This window comes from Pseudarthrobacter sp. TE3704 (assembly GCF_056279405.1).
In genome coordinates this window covers 392,143-411,506 of the sequence record NZ_JBWCCJ010000001.1, presented here as the reverse complement: position 1 = coordinate 411,506, position 19,364 = coordinate 392,143, and the positions used below count along the sequence as shown (strand labels likewise).

At 65.6% G+C, this 19,364-nt stretch carries 16 protein-coding genes; 8 read left to right on the top strand and 8 right to left on the bottom strand.

Annotated elements, in window-relative coordinates; genetic code table 11:
* Nucleotides 1-18: 18 nt before the first annotated feature.
* The 6 genes from ACZ9BC_RS01975 to uriH all read right to left on the bottom strand — a co-directional run bounded on the left by ACZ9BC_RS01975 (nucleotide 19) and on the right by uriH (nucleotide 7,430).
* Entirely contained in the window at nucleotides 19-1,179 is a 1,161-nt protein-coding gene (locus ACZ9BC_RS01975) for an ABC transporter ATP-binding protein (RefSeq protein WP_476244491.1), read from the bottom strand.
* Nucleotides 1,176-2,867: an ABC transporter permease gene (locus tag ACZ9BC_RS01970; protein ID WP_476244490.1), complete on the bottom strand. Its 1,692-nt coding sequence runs from the start codon at nucleotides 2,865-2,867 to the stop codon at nucleotides 1,176-1,178. The genes ACZ9BC_RS01975 and ACZ9BC_RS01970 overlap by 4 nt, the downstream gene beginning before the upstream one ends.
* Entirely contained in the window at nucleotides 2,864-3,886 is a 1,023-nt protein-coding gene (locus ACZ9BC_RS01965) for an extracellular solute-binding protein (RefSeq protein WP_079596990.1), read from the bottom strand. Before ACZ9BC_RS01965 ends, ACZ9BC_RS01970 begins: the two co-directional genes overlap by 4 nt.
* Before the next feature lie 89 nt (nucleotides 3,887-3,975).
* A complete protein-coding gene (locus ACZ9BC_RS01960; RefSeq protein ID WP_476244489.1) occupies nucleotides 3,976-4,962 on the bottom strand; it encodes a ribokinase in 987 nt (328 codons plus the stop codon).
* Nucleotides 4,959-6,386, bottom strand: a complete 1,428-nt coding sequence (gene uriT / locus ACZ9BC_RS01955; RefSeq protein WP_476244488.1) for a uridine transporter UriT — start codon at nucleotides 6,384-6,386, stop codon at nucleotides 4,959-4,961. Before uriT ends, ACZ9BC_RS01960 begins: the two co-directional genes overlap by 4 nt.
* Nucleotides 6,387-7,430 (bottom strand): uridine-preferring nucleoside hydrolase UriH, encoded by a 1,044-nt coding sequence (uriH, locus tag ACZ9BC_RS01950; RefSeq protein WP_275728340.1) that lies wholly within the window; start codon nucleotides 7,428-7,430, stop codon nucleotides 6,387-6,389.
* Between the two features lie 208 nt (nucleotides 7,431-7,638).
* Between uriH and ACZ9BC_RS01945 the strand changes: the two genes are divergently transcribed.
* Both ACZ9BC_RS01945 and ACZ9BC_RS01940 read left to right on the top strand, forming a co-directional pair.
* Complete coding sequence (locus ACZ9BC_RS01945) at nucleotides 7,639-8,682, top strand: LacI family DNA-binding transcriptional regulator (RefSeq protein ID WP_476244487.1); 1,044 nt, start codon at nucleotides 7,639-7,641, stop codon at nucleotides 8,680-8,682.
* 49 nt (nucleotides 8,683-8,731) lie between these two features.
* Nucleotides 8,732-9,838, top strand: coding sequence for a GTP pyrophosphokinase (locus tag ACZ9BC_RS01940; protein WP_079596995.1), 1,107 nt, complete (start codon nucleotides 8,732-8,734; stop codon nucleotides 9,836-9,838).
* A gap of 8 nt (nucleotides 9,839-9,846) precedes the next feature.
* Here the strand turns inward: ACZ9BC_RS01940 and ACZ9BC_RS01935 are convergent, their stop codons facing one another.
* Nucleotides 9,847-10,773 (bottom strand): LysR family transcriptional regulator, encoded by a 927-nt coding sequence (locus ACZ9BC_RS01935; RefSeq protein ID WP_476244486.1) that lies wholly within the window; start codon nucleotides 10,771-10,773, stop codon nucleotides 9,847-9,849.
* 130 nt (nucleotides 10,774-10,903) lie between these two features.
* Here ACZ9BC_RS01935 and ACZ9BC_RS01930 point away from each other — a divergent pair, with 130 nt between their 5' ends.
* Nucleotides 10,904-11,239: a CBU_0592 family membrane protein gene (locus ACZ9BC_RS01930; RefSeq protein WP_476244485.1), complete on the top strand. Its 336-nt coding sequence runs from the start codon at nucleotides 10,904-10,906 to the stop codon at nucleotides 11,237-11,239.
* 28 nt (nucleotides 11,240-11,267) lie between these two features.
* On the opposite strand, the gene ACZ9BC_RS01925 is transcribed toward ACZ9BC_RS01930, so the two are convergent.
* Complete coding sequence (locus tag ACZ9BC_RS01925; RefSeq protein ID WP_476244484.1) at nucleotides 11,268-11,648, bottom strand: hypothetical protein; 381 nt, start codon at nucleotides 11,646-11,648, stop codon at nucleotides 11,268-11,270.
* 354 nt (nucleotides 11,649-12,002) lie between these two features.
* On the opposite strand from ACZ9BC_RS01925, the gene ACZ9BC_RS01920 reads away from it, so the two are divergent.
* From ACZ9BC_RS01920 to ACZ9BC_RS01900, 5 genes are all read left to right on the top strand, one after another.
* The gene (locus ACZ9BC_RS01920) at nucleotides 12,003-12,428 is read left to right on the top strand and encodes a YciI family protein (RefSeq protein ID WP_079596999.1); all 426 of its coding nucleotides are present in this window, start codon (nucleotides 12,003-12,005) and stop codon (nucleotides 12,426-12,428) included.
* Nucleotides 12,429-12,432: 4 nt separating this feature from the next.
* Nucleotides 12,433-13,686, top strand: coding sequence for an RNA polymerase sigma factor (locus ACZ9BC_RS01915; protein WP_476244827.1), 1,254 nt, complete (start codon nucleotides 12,433-12,435; stop codon nucleotides 13,684-13,686).
* A 187-nt stretch (nucleotides 13,687-13,873) separates the two neighbouring features.
* Nucleotides 13,874-15,694, top strand: coding sequence for a glycoside hydrolase family 15 protein (locus ACZ9BC_RS01910; protein ID WP_476244483.1), 1,821 nt, complete (start codon nucleotides 13,874-13,876; stop codon nucleotides 15,692-15,694).
* A 476-nt stretch (nucleotides 15,695-16,170) separates the two neighbouring features.
* Entirely contained in the window at nucleotides 16,171-18,156 is a 1,986-nt protein-coding gene (locus ACZ9BC_RS01905) for a fibronectin type III domain-containing protein (protein WP_476244482.1), read from the top strand.
* A gap of 115 nt (nucleotides 18,157-18,271) precedes the next feature.
* Complete coding sequence (locus ACZ9BC_RS01900) at nucleotides 18,272-19,312, top strand: phosphotransferase (RefSeq protein ID WP_476244481.1); 1,041 nt, start codon at nucleotides 18,272-18,274, stop codon at nucleotides 19,310-19,312.
* Nucleotides 19,313-19,364 lie beyond the last annotated feature (52 nt).

The following is a 19,364-nucleotide window of genomic DNA, read 5'->3' as shown; positions in this document are numbered from 1 at the left end:
TGTGGACATAAAGCTGGCCTAACTTAGCTGGACGGGCTCGGGCGACCGTTGATGCAGGGAGCTGCCCGGGGGCGGGGAAGTGATGGCGTGGTCGCCCAGCAGCAGCGTGGGTGTGGTCCCTGCCGCCACGGTCACGGCCACCGCTGTTCCCACGGGGTGGCGGACGGTGTGGGGCTGCCAGGAGCGCACGGTGCGTCCCGAGGCCAGCCTGACGTAGTGAAGGACAAAGGCGCCGTGGTACTCGACGGCCGAGACGCGCGCCGGGGAATCGGGGTCCGGGCGCAGCGCCACCTCGTGCGGCCGCAGCACCACGTCCACGTCCGCCTCGCTGTTGGCCCAGCCCGGCACGGTGGAAACGACGCCGATTTCGCAGGTCAGGAGGGCGCGGTGCACATGGGCGGGGAGGAAGTCCGCGTCGCCCATGAAGGAGGCCACAAATCTGGTGGCGGGCTGCTCGAAGACCTTCTCCGGCGTGTCCGCCTGTTCGATGACGCCGCCGCGCATCACCACCACCCGGGTGCCGACGGAGAGCGCCTCTGTCTGGTCGTGGGTGACGAGGACGCCGGTGGTGCCGGCCTCACGCAGCGTTGCCACGGTGTCCCGGCGCACCTGCGCGCGCAGCGACTCGTCCAGGCTTGAGAACGGCTCATCCAGGAGGACGACGGCGGGGCGGGGCGCCAATGCGCGGGCGAGCGCCACGCGCTGCTGTTCGCCGCCGGAAAGCTCGTGCGGGTACCGGCCCGCAAAGTGGGCAAGGCGTACCAGGTCCAGGACTTCCCCGGCCCGGGCTTTGCGCTCACCACGGCTCAGCCTGTCCAGCCCGAACTCCACGTTCTGCGCCACGGTCATGTGCGGAAACAGTGCGTAGTCCTGGAAGACGAGCCCTACCCGGCGCCGCTCGGGTTCCACGAAGCGGCGCTTGTCCGCCACGACGTCCCCGGCCACCCGGATGGTGCCCTTGTCCGGCCGTTCCAACCCTGCGGCGAGGCGGAGTGTGGTCGACTTGCCGCAGCCGGACGGCCCGATGACGGTCACCAGCTCGCCGGCCGGAACTGACAGGTCCAGCGTATCGACGCCCACGGCCGAGCCGTAGTTTTTGCTGACGCCTTCGAAGACGAGCGCTGCAGGAGCACCGTCCGTGCCGGCAGGATGCTTTCCACGTGCCACACGAATGGTCATGCCGGGACCTTTCCAGGTGTTTCATTGCGGCGGGCCTGCCTGACGAGGACCAGGACGGGGAGGACGGCGGCCGCGACGATCACCAGTGCGGGCAGCGACGCCTTTTCCCAGAAGTTTTCGCGGGCAAGTTCGTAGACCCAGACGGACGCCGTGGTGAAGCCGAAGGGCCGGAGCAGCAGCACGATGGGCAGTTCCTTGACGGCGTCGATTGCCACCAGCATCAGGGCCACGGCAATCCCGGACCGTGCCAGGGGAACATGGACCCGCGCCAGGATGCGCCGTGGGCCGGCGCCCAGGCTGAGCGCCGAGAAGGTGAGGGTTGCCGGGATTTTCGCGAAGCTGGCGTCCACGGCCTGGTAGGCGGGGGCGAGGAAACGGATCACGTAGGCGTAAAGGATGCCCAGGACCGAACCGGTGACCAGCAGCCCGGTGCCGCCAGGAACACCTGCAGCCTCGAGGGCATCATCCAGTGCCGCGAAGGAGATGAGGACGCCGATGCCCACCACGGCGCCCGGCACGGCGTACCCGAAGGTGGTCAGCTGCGCCGCCGAGGAAACGAACCTGCCCCCGCTGAGGCGGACGCCGTGCCCCACTGCCACGGAGATGAATACGCAGGCCGCAGCAGTGACTGCCGCGACCAAAAGGGTATTGACGATGTACTCGCCGAAGCGCGGATCCGCGAGGAAGCCGGGGTTTTTGACGGCCCCGCCCACGGCCCATCCCAGCAGCTGGAGGACGGGGATCAGGAAGCCTGTGCTGACGGCAGCCGTGCACAGAGCGGCGGCAGCCCAGCCACGGCCGCCGTGCAGCGTTGTCGGCTGCAGGCCCTGTCCCCTTCCGCCCTGCCGGTGATAGCGTGCCCGGCCGCGCAGGGCCCGCTCCCCCGCCAGGACGGCAACGGCGAACAGCAGGACCAGGACGGCCAGCTGGGTTGCGGCGTGGAAGTTGAAGGTGCCCTTCCAGACCAGGTAGACACCCACGGAAACGGTCTGGACGTTGAAGTACTGCACCGTCGCGAAGTCGGTGAGCGTCTCCATCATCACCAGGGCCATGCCGGCGGCCAGCGACGGCCTGGCGAGCGGCAGCAGGACCCGCCGGAGTGCGCGTCCCCGCCCTGCACCGAGGGTCCGGGCTGCGTCATACGTGCCGGATGCGTGCTCACTGAGCGCGGTGCGCGCCAGGAGGTAGACGTAGGGGTAGAGGGACAGCGACATCACCAGCACCGCGCCCGGCAGCGACCGGACGTCGGGGACCCAGACGTCCGGCCCCAGTACGGCACGCAGGGCGGTCTGCACCGGCCCGGAGACGTCGAACACGGAGAGGAAGACGAAGCCCAGGATGTAGGCGGGTACGGCCAATGGCAGGACCAGCAGCCAGGCGAAGACATTGCGCAGCGGAAAGCGGTAGGCGGTGACGAGCCATGCGAGGCCGCCGCCCACCAGGAGGGAGCCCGCTGCCACTCCCAGCATCAGGAGCAGGGTGGTGAGCACCATGCCGGAAAGTCCCCGTGGCGGTGCGGTGTCGCCCACGCTGCCCAGGCCATCAACAACCACGGCGAACACGGGGGTGGCAACCACCACGGCCACCAGGACCACGAGTGCGGACCACGCCGGGCGCCCGGCACCGGCCGTCCGGCGGGGACGGCGTTTCGGCGTCCCCGCTTCAGCGAGGACCGCCGTTTCGGTCACTTGTATCCGGCCTCGGCGAGCAGGTCCACGGCCGCGGCGTTGAGGTCGCCGTAGGCTTCGGCGTTCAGCGGCATCCGCTTGAAGTCACCAAAGCCCGCAATCACCGGCTCGGGTTTGGCTGCCGGGTTGACCGGGAATTCGTGGTTGGCGTCGACGAAGGCGTTCTGGCCCTTCGTGGCGAGCCACTCGATGAGCCGCTGCGCGTCCCCGGCGTTGTCGGAGCCCTCCACCACGCCCGCACCGGAAATGTTGACGTGCGTCCCGGCGCCTTCCTGGCTTGCCCAGTAGAGGTCCACCTTGAAATCGGGTTTGTCCTCCAGCGTCCGGGCCAGGTAGTAGTGGTTGTTGATGCCCACGTCGCAGGTGCCGGCGTCGATCGCCTCAAGCAGCAGTACGTCGTTGCTCATGATCTGAACGTCGTTGGCCACCCAGCCCTTGGCAATCTCCAGGGCCTTCTCCCGGCCGTGCAGGTCGATCAGGCTCGCGACGAGGGACTGGGTGTAGGACGAGGTGGCGTCACGCATGCACAGCCGCCCCTTCCACTTCGGGTCCGTCAGCCCGGCGTAGGTGTCCGCCGCGTCGAAGTCAGCGGGATCCACGTTCTGGGGGTTATAGGTGACGGTGCGTGCCCGCATGGCCAGCCCGAACCAGCGCCCCTGCGCGTCACGGAGGTCCTCCGGGACTGCTTCATTGAGGGCGGCTGAATCAATGGCGGCGAGCTCATCCTGGCGCGCCGCATTCCACAGGTTGCCGGCGTCCACCGTCATAAAAACGTCCGCCGGGGAGTCTTCCCCCTCGGCTTTCAGGCGCTCGAGAAGTTCTGCGTCGTCACCGCTGATGAACTCCACGGTGATGCCCGTTTCGTCCGTGAACTGCCCGAACGCGCCCTCCAGGTCATAGTGGCGGGCTGAGTAGATCTGCAGGTCGGCAGGCTGTCCACCGATGATGCCGCAACCGGTCAGGGCGGATGCCAGTACTGTCAGGCCTGCGGCGGCAGCGAGTAAGCGTCGAGTGGGCACGTTGGGGCTCTTCTCAGGGGGCGGCTCTGGGACCGCACGGCAATTTGGCAAGGTAAGGCTATCTTAATTACTTGCCCGGCCTGTAACTGTTAAGGGCCGTGACTGCCCAGCAGGCGCCGTTGGACGTCGGTTACTTCCGGGTACGCCGCCTGCGTGCCTTTCCGGGTGGTGGCCAGGGCCGCGGCCACCGAAGCGAACGCGGCAGCATCGGCGAGCGCATCCCCTGCGGCCAGGCGCACGGCAACCGCGCCGGTGAAGGCATCTCCGGCCCCCGTGGTGTCCACCGCGTCCACCTTCGTGGGCTTGATGAACGTCACGCGGGCGCCAGGCCCGGCCAGCGAGTCCAGCACCACGGAGCCCTGCGAACCCAGCGTCACCAGCACCTGCCGGATCCCCCGCTCCGCGAACCGTTCCCGCACGGCGTCCCACTCTGCGGCGGCGGCCTCAGCGCCCGGCACCGACGCGCCGGCGCCCAGGAACAGCGCGGCCTCGTGCGCATTCACCAGCAGGACATCGGCGAGGACGGCCAGGGCGGCGGGGACCTCCGCGTACGGCGAGAGGTTCAACAGGACTGTTGCGCCGGCGTCGTGCCCTGCCTGCGCGGCTGCCACCACCGTTTCCATGGCGACTTCAAGGCAGAGGCTGACGACGGCGGCGCCGTCCAGGACGTCGCCTGCCTCGGCGACGTCGGCCGGGGAGAGGGTGCCGTTGGCCCCGGCCGAGATGATGATGTTGTTCTCGCCGCGTGAATCCACGGCGATGACCGCAACGCCCGTGGGCTCGCTGGACGTCCGGACGTGTCCCACGTCCACACCCGCCCCGGCAACCGAGGCGAGCAGCATGTCGCCGTTAGGGTCCTCCCCCACGGCACCGACGAGGCTGACCCGGCCGCCCAGCCTGCCCGCGGCGACGGCCTGGTTGGCGCTCTTGCCGCCCGGGTTCACGGCGAAGCCGTTGCCGTGCACCGTCTCGCCGGGCAGCGGGAGGCGTTCGCAGTAGATGGTCAGGTCCGCGTTCAGGGAGCCGACGACGACGATCCGGCCGGTCTTTCCGGCGCCGGTGGTTCCGCCGCTCATTCGGCCACCTCAGCCTCGATCGGCTTGGGGATCAGCAGCGAGGCGGCGAACGCGGCCACGGTCAGGGCCAGGCCCACCACCACAACGGTCAGGTAGGAAGCCTGCGCATCGCCGAGTGCAGACGTCGCCACCAGCACGGCGGGCAGGATGAGGAAGCTCAGGCCCGCGCCGAGGTTGAAGGCACCGGCATTCATGCCGGGCAGGAAGCCGGGGTTGCCCGCGGGCGAGAGGACAACGCCGAGTCCATTGAGCATGATGTTGACCGTACCGGCGTACATGATGCCCAGCAAGACCGTGCCGGCGATCATCAGGGGGAGGCTGTTGAGACCGAAGAACGCGATGATGGCGAGCGCGGCAACACTCCCGAGGAGTCCGATGCGCAGCACTTTGGTGTAGCCGAGGACGGGTGCCAGCTTGCCGCTCAGCGGGCCGACGAGCCAGCCGAGCAGGGCGTACGGGGTGAGGATGATCAGCGACATCTCCGTGGGGCCGATGCCGAAGCCGGGCTCGGCGGCCTGCACGTAGGCGGGGACGATGCCGTTGATCACGGCGAAGATGCCCGTCATGGTGAGGGTGGTGGTGAGCAGCGGTGCCCAGGTGGCGCGCTGGCGCAGGTGCACCGTTTCCACCATCGGCTGGCTGGCCCGCTTTTCCGTCCGCCAGAAGGCGAGGAACGCGACGGCGGAGACGGCCACGAGTGCGAGGCTCAGTACGAGGGTTCCGGAGGAGAAGGCGCCCACCAGCTTGGAGCCTTCGTTAAGCGCTGTCAGCAGGGCGCCCACGGCCACCACGATGAAGAACACACCGCGCCAGTCCATGGTGGTGCCGGCCGCCGGCTTGCTTTCAGCGGCGAGGAAGGCGATCAGCGCGGTGGCCACAACAGCAAGGACCACCATGAGCCAGAAGATGCTGCGGAAGCCGTAGTGCTCCGCGAAGTAGCCGCCCACGAAGGAATCGACGCCGGCCACGCCGCCGTTCACGGCGGTGATGAGGCCCATCAGGGTGCCGTATTTACGGGGGTTGCTGACGGCGGAGCGCAGCATGATCAGGCAGAGCGGCACGGTAGGTCCGCTGACGCCCTGGATGATGCGGCCCACGAACAGCCAGGTCACATCCGGTGCCAGGGCTGCGATGACGGAGCCGGCGGCCATAAGCAGCATCATGCCCAGCAGGACCTTCTTGCGGCCGATGATGTCGCTCAGCCTCGGCAGGAACAGGGAGAACAGGGCGGCCGCGGTGAAGAACCAGGTCTGCGACAGCCCGATGACGGCCTGGTCCGTTTTAAGTTCTTCGCCCATGGTGACCAGGGCGGGGCTGAGCATGGAGGCGTTGAGCTGGAAGGCCACGCAGGCCGCCAGGAGGGCGATCATCAGCGCGGTGACATTGCCGCGGCCGGTCTTGGGTGCGGTGATCGTGGCAGTCATCTACTTGACCCCTCCGGCGGTGAGGGCCGCGCCTTCGCGGCTGTCGGCGTCGGACGGCTCGCCGATGCGGACCAGCGCATCGGTGACCAGGTCCCAGAACTTCGTGTGGTCCAGGTCCACCGCAACGCTGGTGTGGCAGTCAGCCGGGGCCGGGGCACGGAAGTCCGCCACGGTCATGCCCAGGGTCAAGGTGCCCTGCAGTTCGATGTTCACCGGCACCTTGCGGGTGCTGACGATGCTGGGATCGATGACGTAGGCCACGGCGCACGGATCATGCACGGGCGGGAAGTCAAAGCCCTGCGCGTCCTTATAGGTGTGGGCGAAGAAGTCCATCAGTTCCGTGACGAACTGTGCGGGTTTGGTGCCGATGGCCGCGATCTTTTCGACGACGTCCGGGGTGGCCAGCGCCTGGTGGGTCAGGTCGAGGCCCACCATCACCACGGGCCACTTTTCGTTGAAGACGATGTGGGCGGCCTCGGGATCGATGATGATGTTGAACTCGGCCACCGCGCTCCAGTTGCCCACGTGGTAGCCGCCGCCCATGAGGACAACTTCCTTGACGCGCTCCACGATGCGAGGTTCCTTGCGGGCGGCCAGGGCGATGTTGGTGAGGCCCGCGGTGGGAACCAGGGTGACGGTGCCCGGCTCGTGCGCCATCACGGTGTCGATGATGAGGTCGACGGCGTGGCGGGGGTCCAGCTCGATGGTGGACTCGGGGAGGGCGGGGCCGTCCATGCCGGACTCGCCGTGGATGTCCGGCGCGGTTTCGATGCTGCGGACCAGGGGGCGGCCGCAGCCGGCGGCGAAGGGGACGCCGGTGATGCCGGCGATGGTGCCGACGGCCAGGGCGTTGCGGGTGACCTTTTCCAGGGTCTGGTTGCCCACCACCGTGGTGACGGCCAGCAGGTCGATGGCGGGGTTGCCGTGCGCGAGCAGCAGCGCCACGGCATCGTCGTGCCCGGGGTCGCAGTCCAGGATGATTTTGGTGCGTCCGGCCTGGCTTGCGGGCTGGGGATTTGGTTCCACGATGGTTCTCCACGTCATTGGGGTCCTGCCTGGGGTGGCAGGAGGCTCAGCATTCCGGAGTGATCATGACACTGTTTCGGCGGTCACGTCAAACGCTTAACGCTCCCCACCCGCCCCCTCTCCTCGCAAGCTCGGACAGGGAACCCTGCGGGCGTGGGCCCACTTACGTCAAACGCTTGATGCCATGCGCTGCCTGAAAGTGTTGTGTTGCTACTACGATCGAGGTATGGAATCCGTGGAACAGGTGCAGCAGCCGCCGCGCCACCGGCGGATCACGGCCGCCATGGTTGCCGAGCGCGCCGGGGTCTCGGTGGCCACTGTGTCACTGGTGGCCAACGGCAAGACCGCAGGCCGCGTTTCCGAGGACAACATTTCCCGGGTGCGGGACGCCATTGCCGAGCTGGGCTACGTGGTGGACGGCATCGGCAGCTCCCTGGCCAGGGGCGTCAGTTCCATCGTGATCCTGGTGGCCCCGGACATTTCCAACCCGTTCTTCGCCAAGGTCATCGCCGGGGTCCGCGAATCGCTGGGCCCCAGCTACCAGCTGCTGCTGTCCGTCACGGACTCGGGCGAGTTTCCGAAGGCAGCCGACGTCCGCAAGCTGATGTCCCTGCGCCCGGCCGGGCTCCTGGTTGACGCCCCGAACGCCGACTTCCTTGAGGACCTGTCCGTGGGCGGGCCCCTGGTGCTGCTGGACGCACCCGGGATGGAGTCGTTCGCGCCGGCCGTGAACCTGGACGTGGCCTCTGGAGCGCGGGAACTGGCCGCGCATCTTGCCGACGCCGGGCATCGTCGGGCGGCCTACCTGGACAGCGTTACCGGGACCACTACCTTCGCCATCCGCCGCGATGCATTCCTGGCCGAGGCGGCAGCGCGCGGCATGACGGTGGATTCCGCCGACGTGCGGAGCACAACCATCGACGTCGGAGCGGCAGCGGCCGCCTTCGCCCACGCCTGGCCGGACTGGCAGCGGAACGGGATCACCGCCGTGGTCTGCGCCACCGATACGCACGCCTACGGTGTGCTGCAGGAAGCGCGCGTGGCAGGGGTGAAAATCCCGGAGGAGCTGGCCGTGGCCGGCTTCGACGACCTTCCCTACTCCGCCACCAGCAGCCCCGGCCTCACCAGCGTGCACCTGCCCGCCACTCCCCTGGGCCTGAAGGCCGGTGAACAGCTGCGCCGGCTGATGGAGGGACGGGCGCTGGAGCCCACCGACCTGACGCTGGAAAGTTCCCTGGTGGTGCGGGGTTCAACGCTCGCGGGACGCTGAAGGTTACTGCCGCCGTCGTTCTGTCACAGCCCGGCCGTAAGCTGGGAGCATGCCGAGTCACTGGGAAAGCCTGGACGCGCCGCTGCGCGAATCCGTGCAGCACAACGTGGAGATTTACGAGCGCGTCCGCCCTGCCCTGAAGCTGGTCACGCGCGATGTCCTGCTGATCCTGCGGGACATGCTGAAGGACTCCGAAGTTACCCCGCTGTTCGTGACCGGCCGGACCAAAACCGTGGAATCATTCAAGGAAAAGATTTCCCGGACGGAAGAACCGCTCGAGCCCGGCGGACCTCCCGTGCTGAAGTTCCCGGACCCGTTCCGCACCCTGAACGACATGGTGGGGATCCGCGTCATCACCAAACTGCCGGCGGAAAATGCCGCGGTGGCCAACATCATCAAGCGCCAGCGCCAACTGTTTGACTGCCGGGGGGACCGGGAGAAGGACATCGGATCCATCGAGTCCGGCACCTACGGGTATTCCAGCCGCCACCTGATCCTCCGGACCATCCAGAACGAGGCGGTCAAGGAGTACCAGCAGGTCTTCAACCCGGACATCGCGCCCAACGGCAGCTACTTTTTTGAATGCCAGATCCGCACGATCTTCGCCCACGCCTGGAGCGAGATCGAGCACGACATCCGGTTCAAGGCCGAGGACCCAAGGGCGTGGACCCCGCATTTCGACCGCCAGTTCACGGCGACGGCGGCCATGCTGGAAACCGTGGAAACTGCGTTCGCCGACCTGCACGAACGGTACGAGGAAGTGCGCAGTTTCTGGGACACGGACGGCGAGGGGGCGGCGCCGTTGACCCCCAACCGGATCCGCGACGTGTGGCGCACTCTGCTGCCGCACGTGGACCGGAAGGTGGACGACGACTGGGGCTGGGCTGCCGAGCTCCTCGCCGCGCACGGCCTCAACCAGACCATGCAGCTGGCCGGGCTGCTCAGCGCCAACCGCATCACCGAGGTCCGCAAGGCGCTGGACCACCGCTACTCCCCCGGCCCGGACCGGCTGCTGGATGACCTGCTGCTGTGGCAGTACGGCACCAAGCACATCGACCTCACCGCAGAACCGGCCGACGCCGTCCCGCACCCGCGGCGGGACAGCCTCCTGCGGCGGCTCAAACAGATCGAACGGTACCGGCTGACGAAGAAGTAGGGACGCCGCTAGGAAGATGTAGAGCGCGTGTCGAAGGCCGCGGCCGATTCCCGCAGAAGGCGGGCCACCGTGTCCACGGGCGTGCCGGCGGACCGCCGCCTGTCGAAGCGCCGGAGGACGATGCGCCGCGTACCCAGCCCGGGGACGTCCAGGACGTCAACCCCGTCCTGGACAACGCCCGTCAGCGCCAGGGTGGGCACGATGGCTGCGCCCTCGCCGGCAGCCACCAGTGCCAGCGCGGTCAGCGTGTCCTGATACTGATGCACGGTTTCCATCGGGACACCCGTTGACTGGCGGAGCCGGCCGAGTACCGAGGCGTTGGCGGCTGACGGCTCGACGCCGAGCCACGGAAATGGCAGGCGGCCAAGGTCAATGTTCTCGGTGGTAAGGAGGGCGCCGGCGGGAACCACCAGTTTCCAGGGCTCGTCCAGCAGGGGTTCCTCTATCATTCCGGCGGACAGCGAACGTTCGCCGGACGTCGTCGAATCGAGCTCCACCACCACGGCGTCCAGGGCTCGCTGCCGGAGGAGCCGCATCAGGGCGGGGAAGTCGTCCTCAATCATCCGGATCTGCAATTGCGGGTACTGGATGCGCCACTCGGGCAGGCGCGGGATCACCACGGTCCGGACAAAGCTGGTGAATCCGCCGACGCGCACCACGCCGGCAATGGTGGCACCGCCTTCGATGCGGGCGCGGGCGACGCTGAGGGCGCGTTCAATCTCTTCTCCGGCTTCGGCTATCGCCAGTCCGGCCGGTGTCAGCACCGAGCCTTTGGGTGTGCGAAGGACCAGCGAGTGCCCTGTTTCCTCCTCAAGTTTGTTGAGCTGCTGGGAGACCGCGGAGGCCGTAATTCCCAGTTCGTCAGCGGCGGCGAGCACGCCGCCGGTACGGGCAATCGCAAGGAGCACACGGAGCCGGCGCGGATCGATATCCATGTTAAGCAGTTCTAAACCATGTCTTCAGAGGAATGCAATTGATCTAAAGCTTGGGCCTGCTCATAATTGCTGCTAAAGGGCTAGTTACGCCGGGTGATTATCGGCTGGGCATCAACTGTGAAGGGACATCATGGAACTGCTGTGGGAAATTGCGGGCTGGGCAGGCGCGGTTGCAATACTCAGCGCGTACCTCGCCGTATCCATGGGTTGGCTCAAAGCCGGCAAGGGCTTCCAGATCGCGAACCTCCTCGGTTCCTGCGCCTTTATCGTGAACGGCGCATTCCACGAGGCATGGCCGTCCGTGGTCACGAACATCGCCTGGTTCCTCATCTCAGCGGTAGCGCTGTTCCGCATGCGCTCCGCGGACGGGGCCGCGGCTACCAACGGTGAAGCCCCGCAGGCGCAGTTCCCTGGCGTTCCGGAGACCGGCCAAATGGCCATTATTGACGCGCCCCGCGCAGCGTAGCTTCACCTGCTCCTCAACGGCAGGCCGCTTAGTCCTGCCCCGCGGCGGCCAGCTTCTCGGATCGGTTAACTGACCGGCGGATACCAACTATCCGGACGGCGACCCCCACAAGGACGAGGCTGATTCCCAGCGTCATCAGAATCCAGACCGGTACCGTAGCGGCATCGATATTCCGGTAGCACTCTGCCGCCAACCCGGTAGTCCGCATCTGCACGTCGGCCATTTCGGCTGCGGTGCTGTTCGGAAGCAGAGGACTGCCGCACAGCGGCCCCACCGTCTTCAGCCCGATAACAAAACTGAGGATGTGCAGGGCGAATCCGACGGCGACTGTCAGAAGCCAGCCGCGCCGCTGGCTAAGCTCCTGATTAATGTCCCTGGTCGCATCTCCCGGAGAATCTCGAACCTCCATACGTAGAGCTTAACGGGAGTCCCGCCTGCCGTGGTGGCGTCCGTGTTGAGGTGGACGCGCCTGTGTGGCGGGAACGGCTACACGTACTGCGTTCATTTATGGATAACCCCTAGGATGACCCTCATGACATCTGATGACGAGAAGGATCCTCCTGTACCCGCCGATCTGGTCGGGGCACCGAAGCGCATCCACCACGATCGGGTTGCCCGAGAGAATGACCGATCCGACCGCACGACCCCTTCGGAGCAGCCGACGGACTAAAAAATTTTTCCTGTCTTGTCGATCTGATGCCGGCCCGTTCGACGCGATAGTAGAAGGACGCATCAGGCGTTCTCAGTACGAAGGAGAAGAACCGTGAAGTTCATGCTGATTATGCGCGCTACCGAAGAGGCAAAAAAGGCCTACGAAGCGGCGGACATTGAACAGATCATCAATGCCATGGGCGCCTACAACGAATCGCTCATGAAGGCGGGAGTGCTGCTCGCCGGTGAAGGGCTCGCCGACGATATGAGCGAGGCCTTCGTTGTTGATTTCTCAGGCGAGAACCCCATTGTTACCGACGGCCCCTACGGGGAGACCCATGAAATGTTCAATGGATTCTGGATCATCCAGACCGCCAGCAAGGAAGAAGCTGTGCAGTGGGCCAGCCGCTGCCCGCTGGGCCCGGGCAACAAGCTCGAAGTCCGCCGCGTCACCGATATGAGCGACTTTGAAGACTTCTCGGACAACGAATTCCTCCAAAAGGAAGCCGGCTGGCGTGAGGAACTCAACCAGCCCTAGCCGCATGGCCGACGATCCCTTAAACACCTCCACACCGGCGATCCAGCGCACGCTGGACGCCGTGTGGCGGATCGAAAGCGCGCGGATCATCGCAACGCTTGCCAGGATGACCGGCGACGTCGGCCTCGCGGAAGATCTCGCCCAGGAAGCCCTGATCGACGCCCTCACGCAGTGGCCCGGGTCAGGCGTCCCGGATAACCCGGGCGCCTGGCTTACGGCCGTGGCAAAACGCAAGGCAATAGATAACTGGCGCCGCCGGGACCGGCTCGACGAACGCTACCGTGCAATCGCGCACGACCTTACGGAGATGACCGAGGACCAGTGGCAGCCCATCCCCGATGATGTGCTCAGGCTGGTCTTCATCGCCTGCCACCCGGTGCTCTCCCGTGAGGGGCAGGTCGCCCTGACCCTTCGCACCGTGGGCGGGCTGACCACCGGGGAGATTGCCCGGATGCTGCTGGTTCCCGTCGCCACCGTCCAGCAGCGCATCGTACGGGCAAAGAAGACCCTGTCGGCCGCCCGTGTGCCCTTTGACACCCCCGAGCCGAACGAGTGGAACGCGCGGCTGGGCTCGGTGCTGGCGGTGCTGTACCTCATCTTCACCGAAGGTTATGCCGCCACAGCAGGTCACCAGTGGATCCGGACCGACCTCGCCAACGAAGCGCTGCGCCTTGGGCGTGTGCTTGCCGGCTTGCTTCCTCAGGAGCCCGAAGTTCACGGCCTCGTCGCGCTGATGGAGTTCCAGGCATCCCGGTTCGCCGCGCGCGTCCGCCACGACGGTGCCCCGATCCTGCTCGCTGACCAGGACAGGTCACGCTGGGACAGGACGCAAATAGGACGTGGCCTGGCATCACTGGCACGTGCCGATGCGCTCGGCCGCGGAAGGGGCAACTACTGCCTTCAGGCGGCCATCGCGCAATGCCACGCGACCGCCCGCAGCTTCGAAGAAACCGACTGGAACAAAATCGTGCTGCTCTACGAGGCCCTGGGACGGCTGGCACCCAGCCCCGTTGTCGACCTGAACCACGCCGTAGCAGTTTCCATGGCCACCGGCCCTGCAGCCGCCTTGAAGATCGTGGACCGCCTTGTTGCCGGAGGCACCCTCCGCCACTCACACCTGCTGCCAAGCATCCGGGGAGAGCTGCTCACCAGACTCGGAAGAACAGAGGAAGCCAAAACCGAACTGTTGCAGGCAGCCGCACTCACGGCCAACGAACAACAAAAAGCGGTTCTCCTCGCCAAGGCAGCCACCCTCTGATTATTCGCGCGGGCTCCGGGCCAAAGGCCCAGACGGGCAGGCTCCTGCCGCAGTACAGCTGAACGGCAGTGGTTCCAGGGCAAATGGCGGTGCACTGCTTGCCGCGGTGGCGCCCGCTTCAGCGGTGGGATCGGCTGGATTCACCTTCGTACTGCGGGGCAATGCTGAAATGTGAAAAAGTGTGGACATGGCTGCACTCATCGAGGATTACGCGTTACTTTCGGATCTTCAGACCGGTCCTCTCATCTCCCGGGAAGGCAGCGTGGACTGGCTTTGTTTCCCGCGCTTCGATTCACCGTCTGTGTTCAGCCGGCTTGTAGGTTCTGACGAACACGGTCACTGGCTGTTGGCCCCCAACGATTCAGGTGCAGTCGTTGTCGACCGGCATTACGTCGAATCCACGTTTGTGCTGCAAACGTTGTGGGAAACCTCCGGCGGGCGCATCCTGGTGACGGATTTCATGCCCCTGGGAGACAGCAGTTCCTCCCTGGTCCGCCGTGTCACAGGTTTGGCCGGCAGCATGGAAATGCGGCAGGAACTCCGGATCCGGCCAGGATATTCCACTGTCCTGCCGTGGATGAGCCGTGTTATCGACAGTGGGCCGACGGCATCGATGGTTCTGTTGGCAATGGCAGGTCCGGATGCTTTCGCACTGAGAGGACCCCATCTGCCACAAGCCCATGCGCACGGACATGAAGGAACGTTCCTCATCTCCGAAGGCGAAACGGTGGATTTCGAATTAACGTGGTTCCCTTCGCACCGCCCCGTGCCGGCCGCGACGGACGTTGACGCCGCCCTCGAAGTAGCAACCGAGTATTGGAGCCGGTGGGGAAGCCACTGCAGGCAAGACGGCGCCTATGGAGGCGCCGTTAAGCGGTCATTGTTGGTACTTCGCGCCCTCACGCACATGGAAACCGGGGGCATCGTCGCAGCGCCCACCACGTCCCTTCCGGAGGACTTCGGTGGACCGCGGAATTGGGACTACCGGTACTGCTGGTTGCGCGACGCAGCCCTGACATTGGAGTCGATGCTGACCCACGGCTACGAAACAGAGGCCCTTCAGTGGCGCAACTGGCTCCTTCGCGCCCTCGCCGGTGACCCTGAGCAAATGCAGATCATGTACGGGGTCGGGGGCGAGCGGGAACTTCCGGAACGCGAACTTACCCACCTTCCTGGCTACGCCGACTCTAAGCCAGTGCGCATTGGCAACGCCGCCGTATCGCAGTTCCAAGCGGATGTTGTTGGTGAAGTGATGGTGGCCCTGGAGAGACTGCGTATGGCCGGAGGAAAAGAAGACCATTTCTCCTGGGCACTTCAGCAGGCACTCTTGGGCTTCGTCGAAAAGCATATCGATGACAGGGACTTCGGGCTCTGGGAGATGCGCGGCGAAGCACAATACTTCACCCACTCCCGGGTTATGATGTGGGCCGCTTTCAACAGCGCGGTCCGGGCGGTACGGCTGCACGGGCTGACTGGTGATGTTGAGAAGTGGGAGCACCTTCGTGACCGGTTGCGTGAGGAGATCATGCGCGAGGGATTCAACAGGAGCATCGGCTCATTCACGCAAACCTACGGTGGAACTCAAACAGACGCGGCGTTGCTGGTGATGCCCCAGGTCGGTTTCCTTCCGTACAACGACGAACACATGCTCGGCACGGTCGCACGGTTGGAGCAGGAACTCCTTACCGGCGACGGCCTTTTGCTCCGCTACCGGACAGAGAGCGGCGTTGATGGTTTGGAGCCGGGCGAACACCCTTTCCTCGCATGCTCATTCTGGCTGGTGGAACAATACGCACGCACAGGTCGGCACGGCGAGGCAAAGACCTTGATGGACAAACTCGTGGGGCTCGCAAACGAGCTCGGCCTGCTGAGCGAAGAGTACGCAAGCGATGAAGATCGGATGGCCGGCAACTTTCCCCAGGCATTCTCACACTTGACCCTCGTCAGGGCGGCCGACGCCATGCACGGGGTGGACCGGCTCAGCCTGACTGTCGAAGAACCGGAGTGAACACGGTCTCCCCCAGCCCGCCCCTACCCTCGGTGAGCACAAGCGATTTTTCCCGGAAACGACGCTTTCGCCAAGGTTTTTGCAACCTGGGTTTCCAGCGTTTCTCCAACTCGGGTTCCTGAAAGTGGTTGATACCACTCGTTCAAGCGGTGTACCGGTGTTTGACGCGTTCATCGAATCTTGCCGGTCTTACCGAGCTGAGCAAGGCGCTGCCTAAAAACCCTCGATTGCGAGGCTTACTACCGGCTAATTCGCGACGCTACGCCCTTTGCTCACCACGGGCTTCGTCGCGGTGCCCCCAGGAGCGTGTTGCCGGCGCGGTGCTGCAAAATGACCGTCCCAGTTGAGCGGCGCAACCACTGTGAAAAGCCAAGCTATTCGCAAGCCCCTCCACCGATCCTTTCCTCGTAGGCATCATCCGTCCTGCAGTTGAGCTATTCCGGGGCCTGAGAGCTCCGATAAGGAAAGGACTCGTAATGAGCTTTCGAAGGCACGTTCCTCCCGGTACGCCAGGTAACTCGTCCTCACGCAGACGCATCACTGGCTTGCTCGCGGGAACCACCACGCTGGCACTTGTGGGAGCCGGTGCGTCCGCTGTAATGGCGGCGAATCCCCCGGTCGGCCCCGGCAACATCGAAATTTTCACCAAGCGCGACATGGTCGCCATCGAGGGATACGCTGCACAGGCGGGACAGGACGCGACCATCCGCGTGTCCCGCGGCGGTAACCTCATCGGCGTCGCACGCGGGGTGGTCGACGCCACAGGCTTCCTCGAGGTCAATCACCCGGGAGGTGTTTGCTGGGATGTGGTTACACCCAACATCACAGGAGGCGACGAAGTCACGGTCGAGTTTGAGGACGGCAGCGGCGACGGAGCCCTTGCAGGCACATCGATAATCACCTCGGTCGACGCTGTTGACGGGACGCCCACTCCGGACGTCGCCGGCGACATCGAGGGCCAGGTTGTGGTCAAGGGCACGTACGGCGCGGACGTTGACACCGCCCGTATGGCGGTGGAAATCGTCAACCCTGATATGAGGGACATGGGCATCGGCGAGCGTGCAATCGGCTGGCCCGACGATGAGGTACCTGCCGGCTACAGGGTCGATGGCGTCGCTGAGAACGGCGAGTTCACCGTGACGTACGGTTTCTTCTCTGAAGCCGAGCGGGACGCTGCTATGGCCGGCGACCCGTCCGTAGCGAGCTGGCAGGCAGAACCGGTGGGGGTTGAAGCCCAGCTCGGCCTGACCATCTCCGAGTTCAAGGAGATCGACGGCCCAGGCTTCGGCGGATGCCCCGCGGGGCCCTCCGGGCAAGCACCCAACTCACCCACTGAGGCCTTCGCCAGCGCGGCAGGCAACGGCAGCATTACCGCCACCTGGGCACCCGCCACCGTCCCCGCGGACGCTCCGGCCATCACCGGCTACGAAGTGATCGCCGAGGACACTGTTCTGGGCCAGGAAGTGAGCATCAAGGTCGGAGCCGAAGAAACAAAAGCAACCATCCGCGGCTTGGTGGACGGTCAGGTGTACCCGGTCAAGGTCGTGGCACTGAACGGACAGGCAAGTACCCCTGCAACCGCTGGCACGGTTACCGCGACGTCTGCCGAGCTGCCTCCAGAGGCCTCCGCACCCACAGCCCCGGGCAACGTGGCGGTGAACGACGGTTCCCTGCTCGGTTCAGCGGATGTCACGTGGACCGCGGCCGCCGCCAATGGCTCGGCTGTCACCGGGTACACCGTCGAGGCGCGGTCGGGCGATGCGGTAGTCGTAACGGCTGACGCAGGAAGCGGCGCCACTTCAGCCAAGCTCGAAGGGCTGACACCTGGCACAGAGTACAGCTTCGTCGTCACGGCCAAGAGCAGTGCCGGCAACACCGCAGCCGAACCGGTTATCTACTCCGTGAAGGCAGGGGAACTGACTGCACCGTCCGCTCCCAACGTCGTTCGCGTGACCACGGGCAATGGCAGCGCAACTGTCGAATGGCAGGGTGCAGCCGCAGGCAATACACCGGTTACCGGTTATGTACTGACGGCCACGCCGGCCGCAGGAACAGCGGTCACGGTGGAGACGGACGCGGCAGCGCGTACCGCCGTGCTCAGCGGGTTGACCAACGGCACCACCTACACCCTCAAGCTGGTCGCTAAGAGCGCAGCAGGCGATAGCGCTCCGGCAACCTTTGGTACCGGCGCTTCGTCAACCGTGACTCCCGCGGACCAGCTCACGGCCACGGCCGAGTTCCGCGCTGACAAGCGGGAATGGCGGATTGGTGGAAGCGCCAGCATCACCACCGGCAACACGATCACGGCCACCGCCAACGGTGTGCGGATCGGCACCGCGGTGGTCGCCGCTGACGGTACCTGGACGATCCGGGCCCGTAACTCGCTTGCAGCAGCGACGTCAACCATCAACGTGACGTCCTCCGCGGGCGGATCCATCACCGTACCCGTCAGTTCAAGGTAGTCGAATCCACTGAAAAAGGGCCGGAGAACGGCTCTTCGAAGAAGTCCCCCGTCCCATTTGGGACGGGGGACTTCTGTCGTGGTTGGAGGTTCTGCAGCCGCGAAGTGACTGTTCAATGACTAATGTCCAGACGGTGAGGTCCGTCAAGATGGTAGGTATGTTGCCTTTGAGCCAGATCTTCGCGTTGAGGGAAACGGTGGACCAAGAATGGCGTTCCCCAGTTGCCGACGCTGTGGGCGAGTGCTGGGGCGTGCCGGCAGGGGCTCTCCGTTTCTGGCGTTCGTCCGCGGCCCACGTGTTTGTTGCCCCGCCAGGAGCTGACTCCCGAGGTGTGCTGTACGCGCGGTTCGCGCCCGCGGAGGACCCCGCGGGGTACCGCCTTGCCGAAGGCGCGCGGTTCCATGCCCGTTTGGCAGCCGCTGGTGCTTCTGTTGCGCGGGTTGTCCCCTCCCGAATAAACACAATGGTCGAGCGGATCGGTACGCCGCTCGGCGACATGTACGCCTCGGTCCTGGGCAAGGTGGACGGGGACGAGCTGGATGTTGAGGAGCTCGACGGCGGTGCTGCCGCCGCCTGGGGAGCAACGCTGGCTGCCTTTCACCAGGCCGCGGGCCAGCCGGCCATCCGAGCCCAGACAAAGCCGCCGGATCCGTTCGCCGCCTTGGCAGCTGCCCCTGCTGCACTGGAAGATCCGGAACTGGCGGAAGCTGCGAAGACCCTGAGCACAGTACTAACGGCCAGCCCTGCCACGCCGCTCGTTCTCGGTCACGGCGACTTTGAACTCGACAACCTGCGCTGGACTGACGGATGGCCTGCCTGCTTCGACCTGGACGAATCCGGGGCTATGCCGGCGGCAGCGGATGTGGCCTCAGCAGCACGGGACCTTCTGGGGCCACGCCCAGGTTCCCCGGAACATCCCGAGCTCCTAACGGCCTTCCTCCAGGGCTACCAACGCATCTCGGGCCAAACCATCGAGCCCCAGGAGCTGGTGTTGCCCCGGGCAGCCTTCGCCGCGCAGCAACTGCTGCAGGCAACTGAAGTCCTGGATACTCGCTCCCCCTCCGTCGCCTGGCTCAAAGAACTGGACGGGTCCCTGCGAACCCATTACCAAATTCAGCATGACCTTCTACTGATAACCGCGGACGTATTGGTTTAGCCAGCTTGAGAGCGGCCGCAGAAAGAGTGCTTTCGCGCCCTCCGTGGGGATT

Coding starts and splice junctions, on each gene's coding strand:
- ACZ9BC_RS01975 (WP_476244491.1), bottom strand. CDS start 1,179: ATGACCATTCGTGTGGCACGTGGAAAGCATCCTGCCGGCACGGACGGT.
- ACZ9BC_RS01960 (WP_476244489.1), bottom strand. CDS start 4,962: ATGAGCGGCGGAACCACCGGCGCCGGAAAGACCGGCCGGATCGTCGTC.
- uriT (WP_476244488.1), bottom strand. CDS start 6,386: ATGACTGCCACGATCACCGCACCCAAGACCGGCCGCGGCAATGTCACC.
- uriH (WP_275728340.1), bottom strand. CDS start 7,430: ATGACGTGGAGAACCATCGTGGAACCAAATCCCCAGCCCGCAAGCCAG.
- ACZ9BC_RS01945 (WP_476244487.1), top strand. CDS start 7,639: ATGGAATCCGTGGAACAGGTGCAGCAGCCGCCGCGCCACCGGCGGATC.
- ACZ9BC_RS01940 (WP_079596995.1), top strand. CDS start 8,732: ATGCCGAGTCACTGGGAAAGCCTGGACGCGCCGCTGCGCGAATCCGTG.
- ACZ9BC_RS01935 (WP_476244486.1), bottom strand. CDS start 10,773: ATGGATATCGATCCGCGCCGGCTCCGTGTGCTCCTTGCGATTGCCCGT.
- ACZ9BC_RS01930 (WP_476244485.1), top strand. CDS start 10,904: ATGGAACTGCTGTGGGAAATTGCGGGCTGGGCAGGCGCGGTTGCAATA.
- ACZ9BC_RS01925 (WP_476244484.1), bottom strand. CDS start 11,648: ATGGAGGTTCGAGATTCTCCGGGAGATGCGACCAGGGACATTAATCAG.
- ACZ9BC_RS01915 (WP_476244827.1), top strand. CDS start 12,433: ATGGCCGACGATCCCTTAAACACCTCCACACCGGCGATCCAGCGCACG.
- ACZ9BC_RS01910 (WP_476244483.1), top strand. CDS start 13,874: ATGGCTGCACTCATCGAGGATTACGCGTTACTTTCGGATCTTCAGACC.
- ACZ9BC_RS01905 (WP_476244482.1), top strand. CDS start 16,171: ATGAGCTTTCGAAGGCACGTTCCTCCCGGTACGCCAGGTAACTCGTCC.
- ACZ9BC_RS01900 (WP_476244481.1), top strand. CDS start 18,272: ATGACTAATGTCCAGACGGTGAGGTCCGTCAAGATGGTAGGTATGTTG.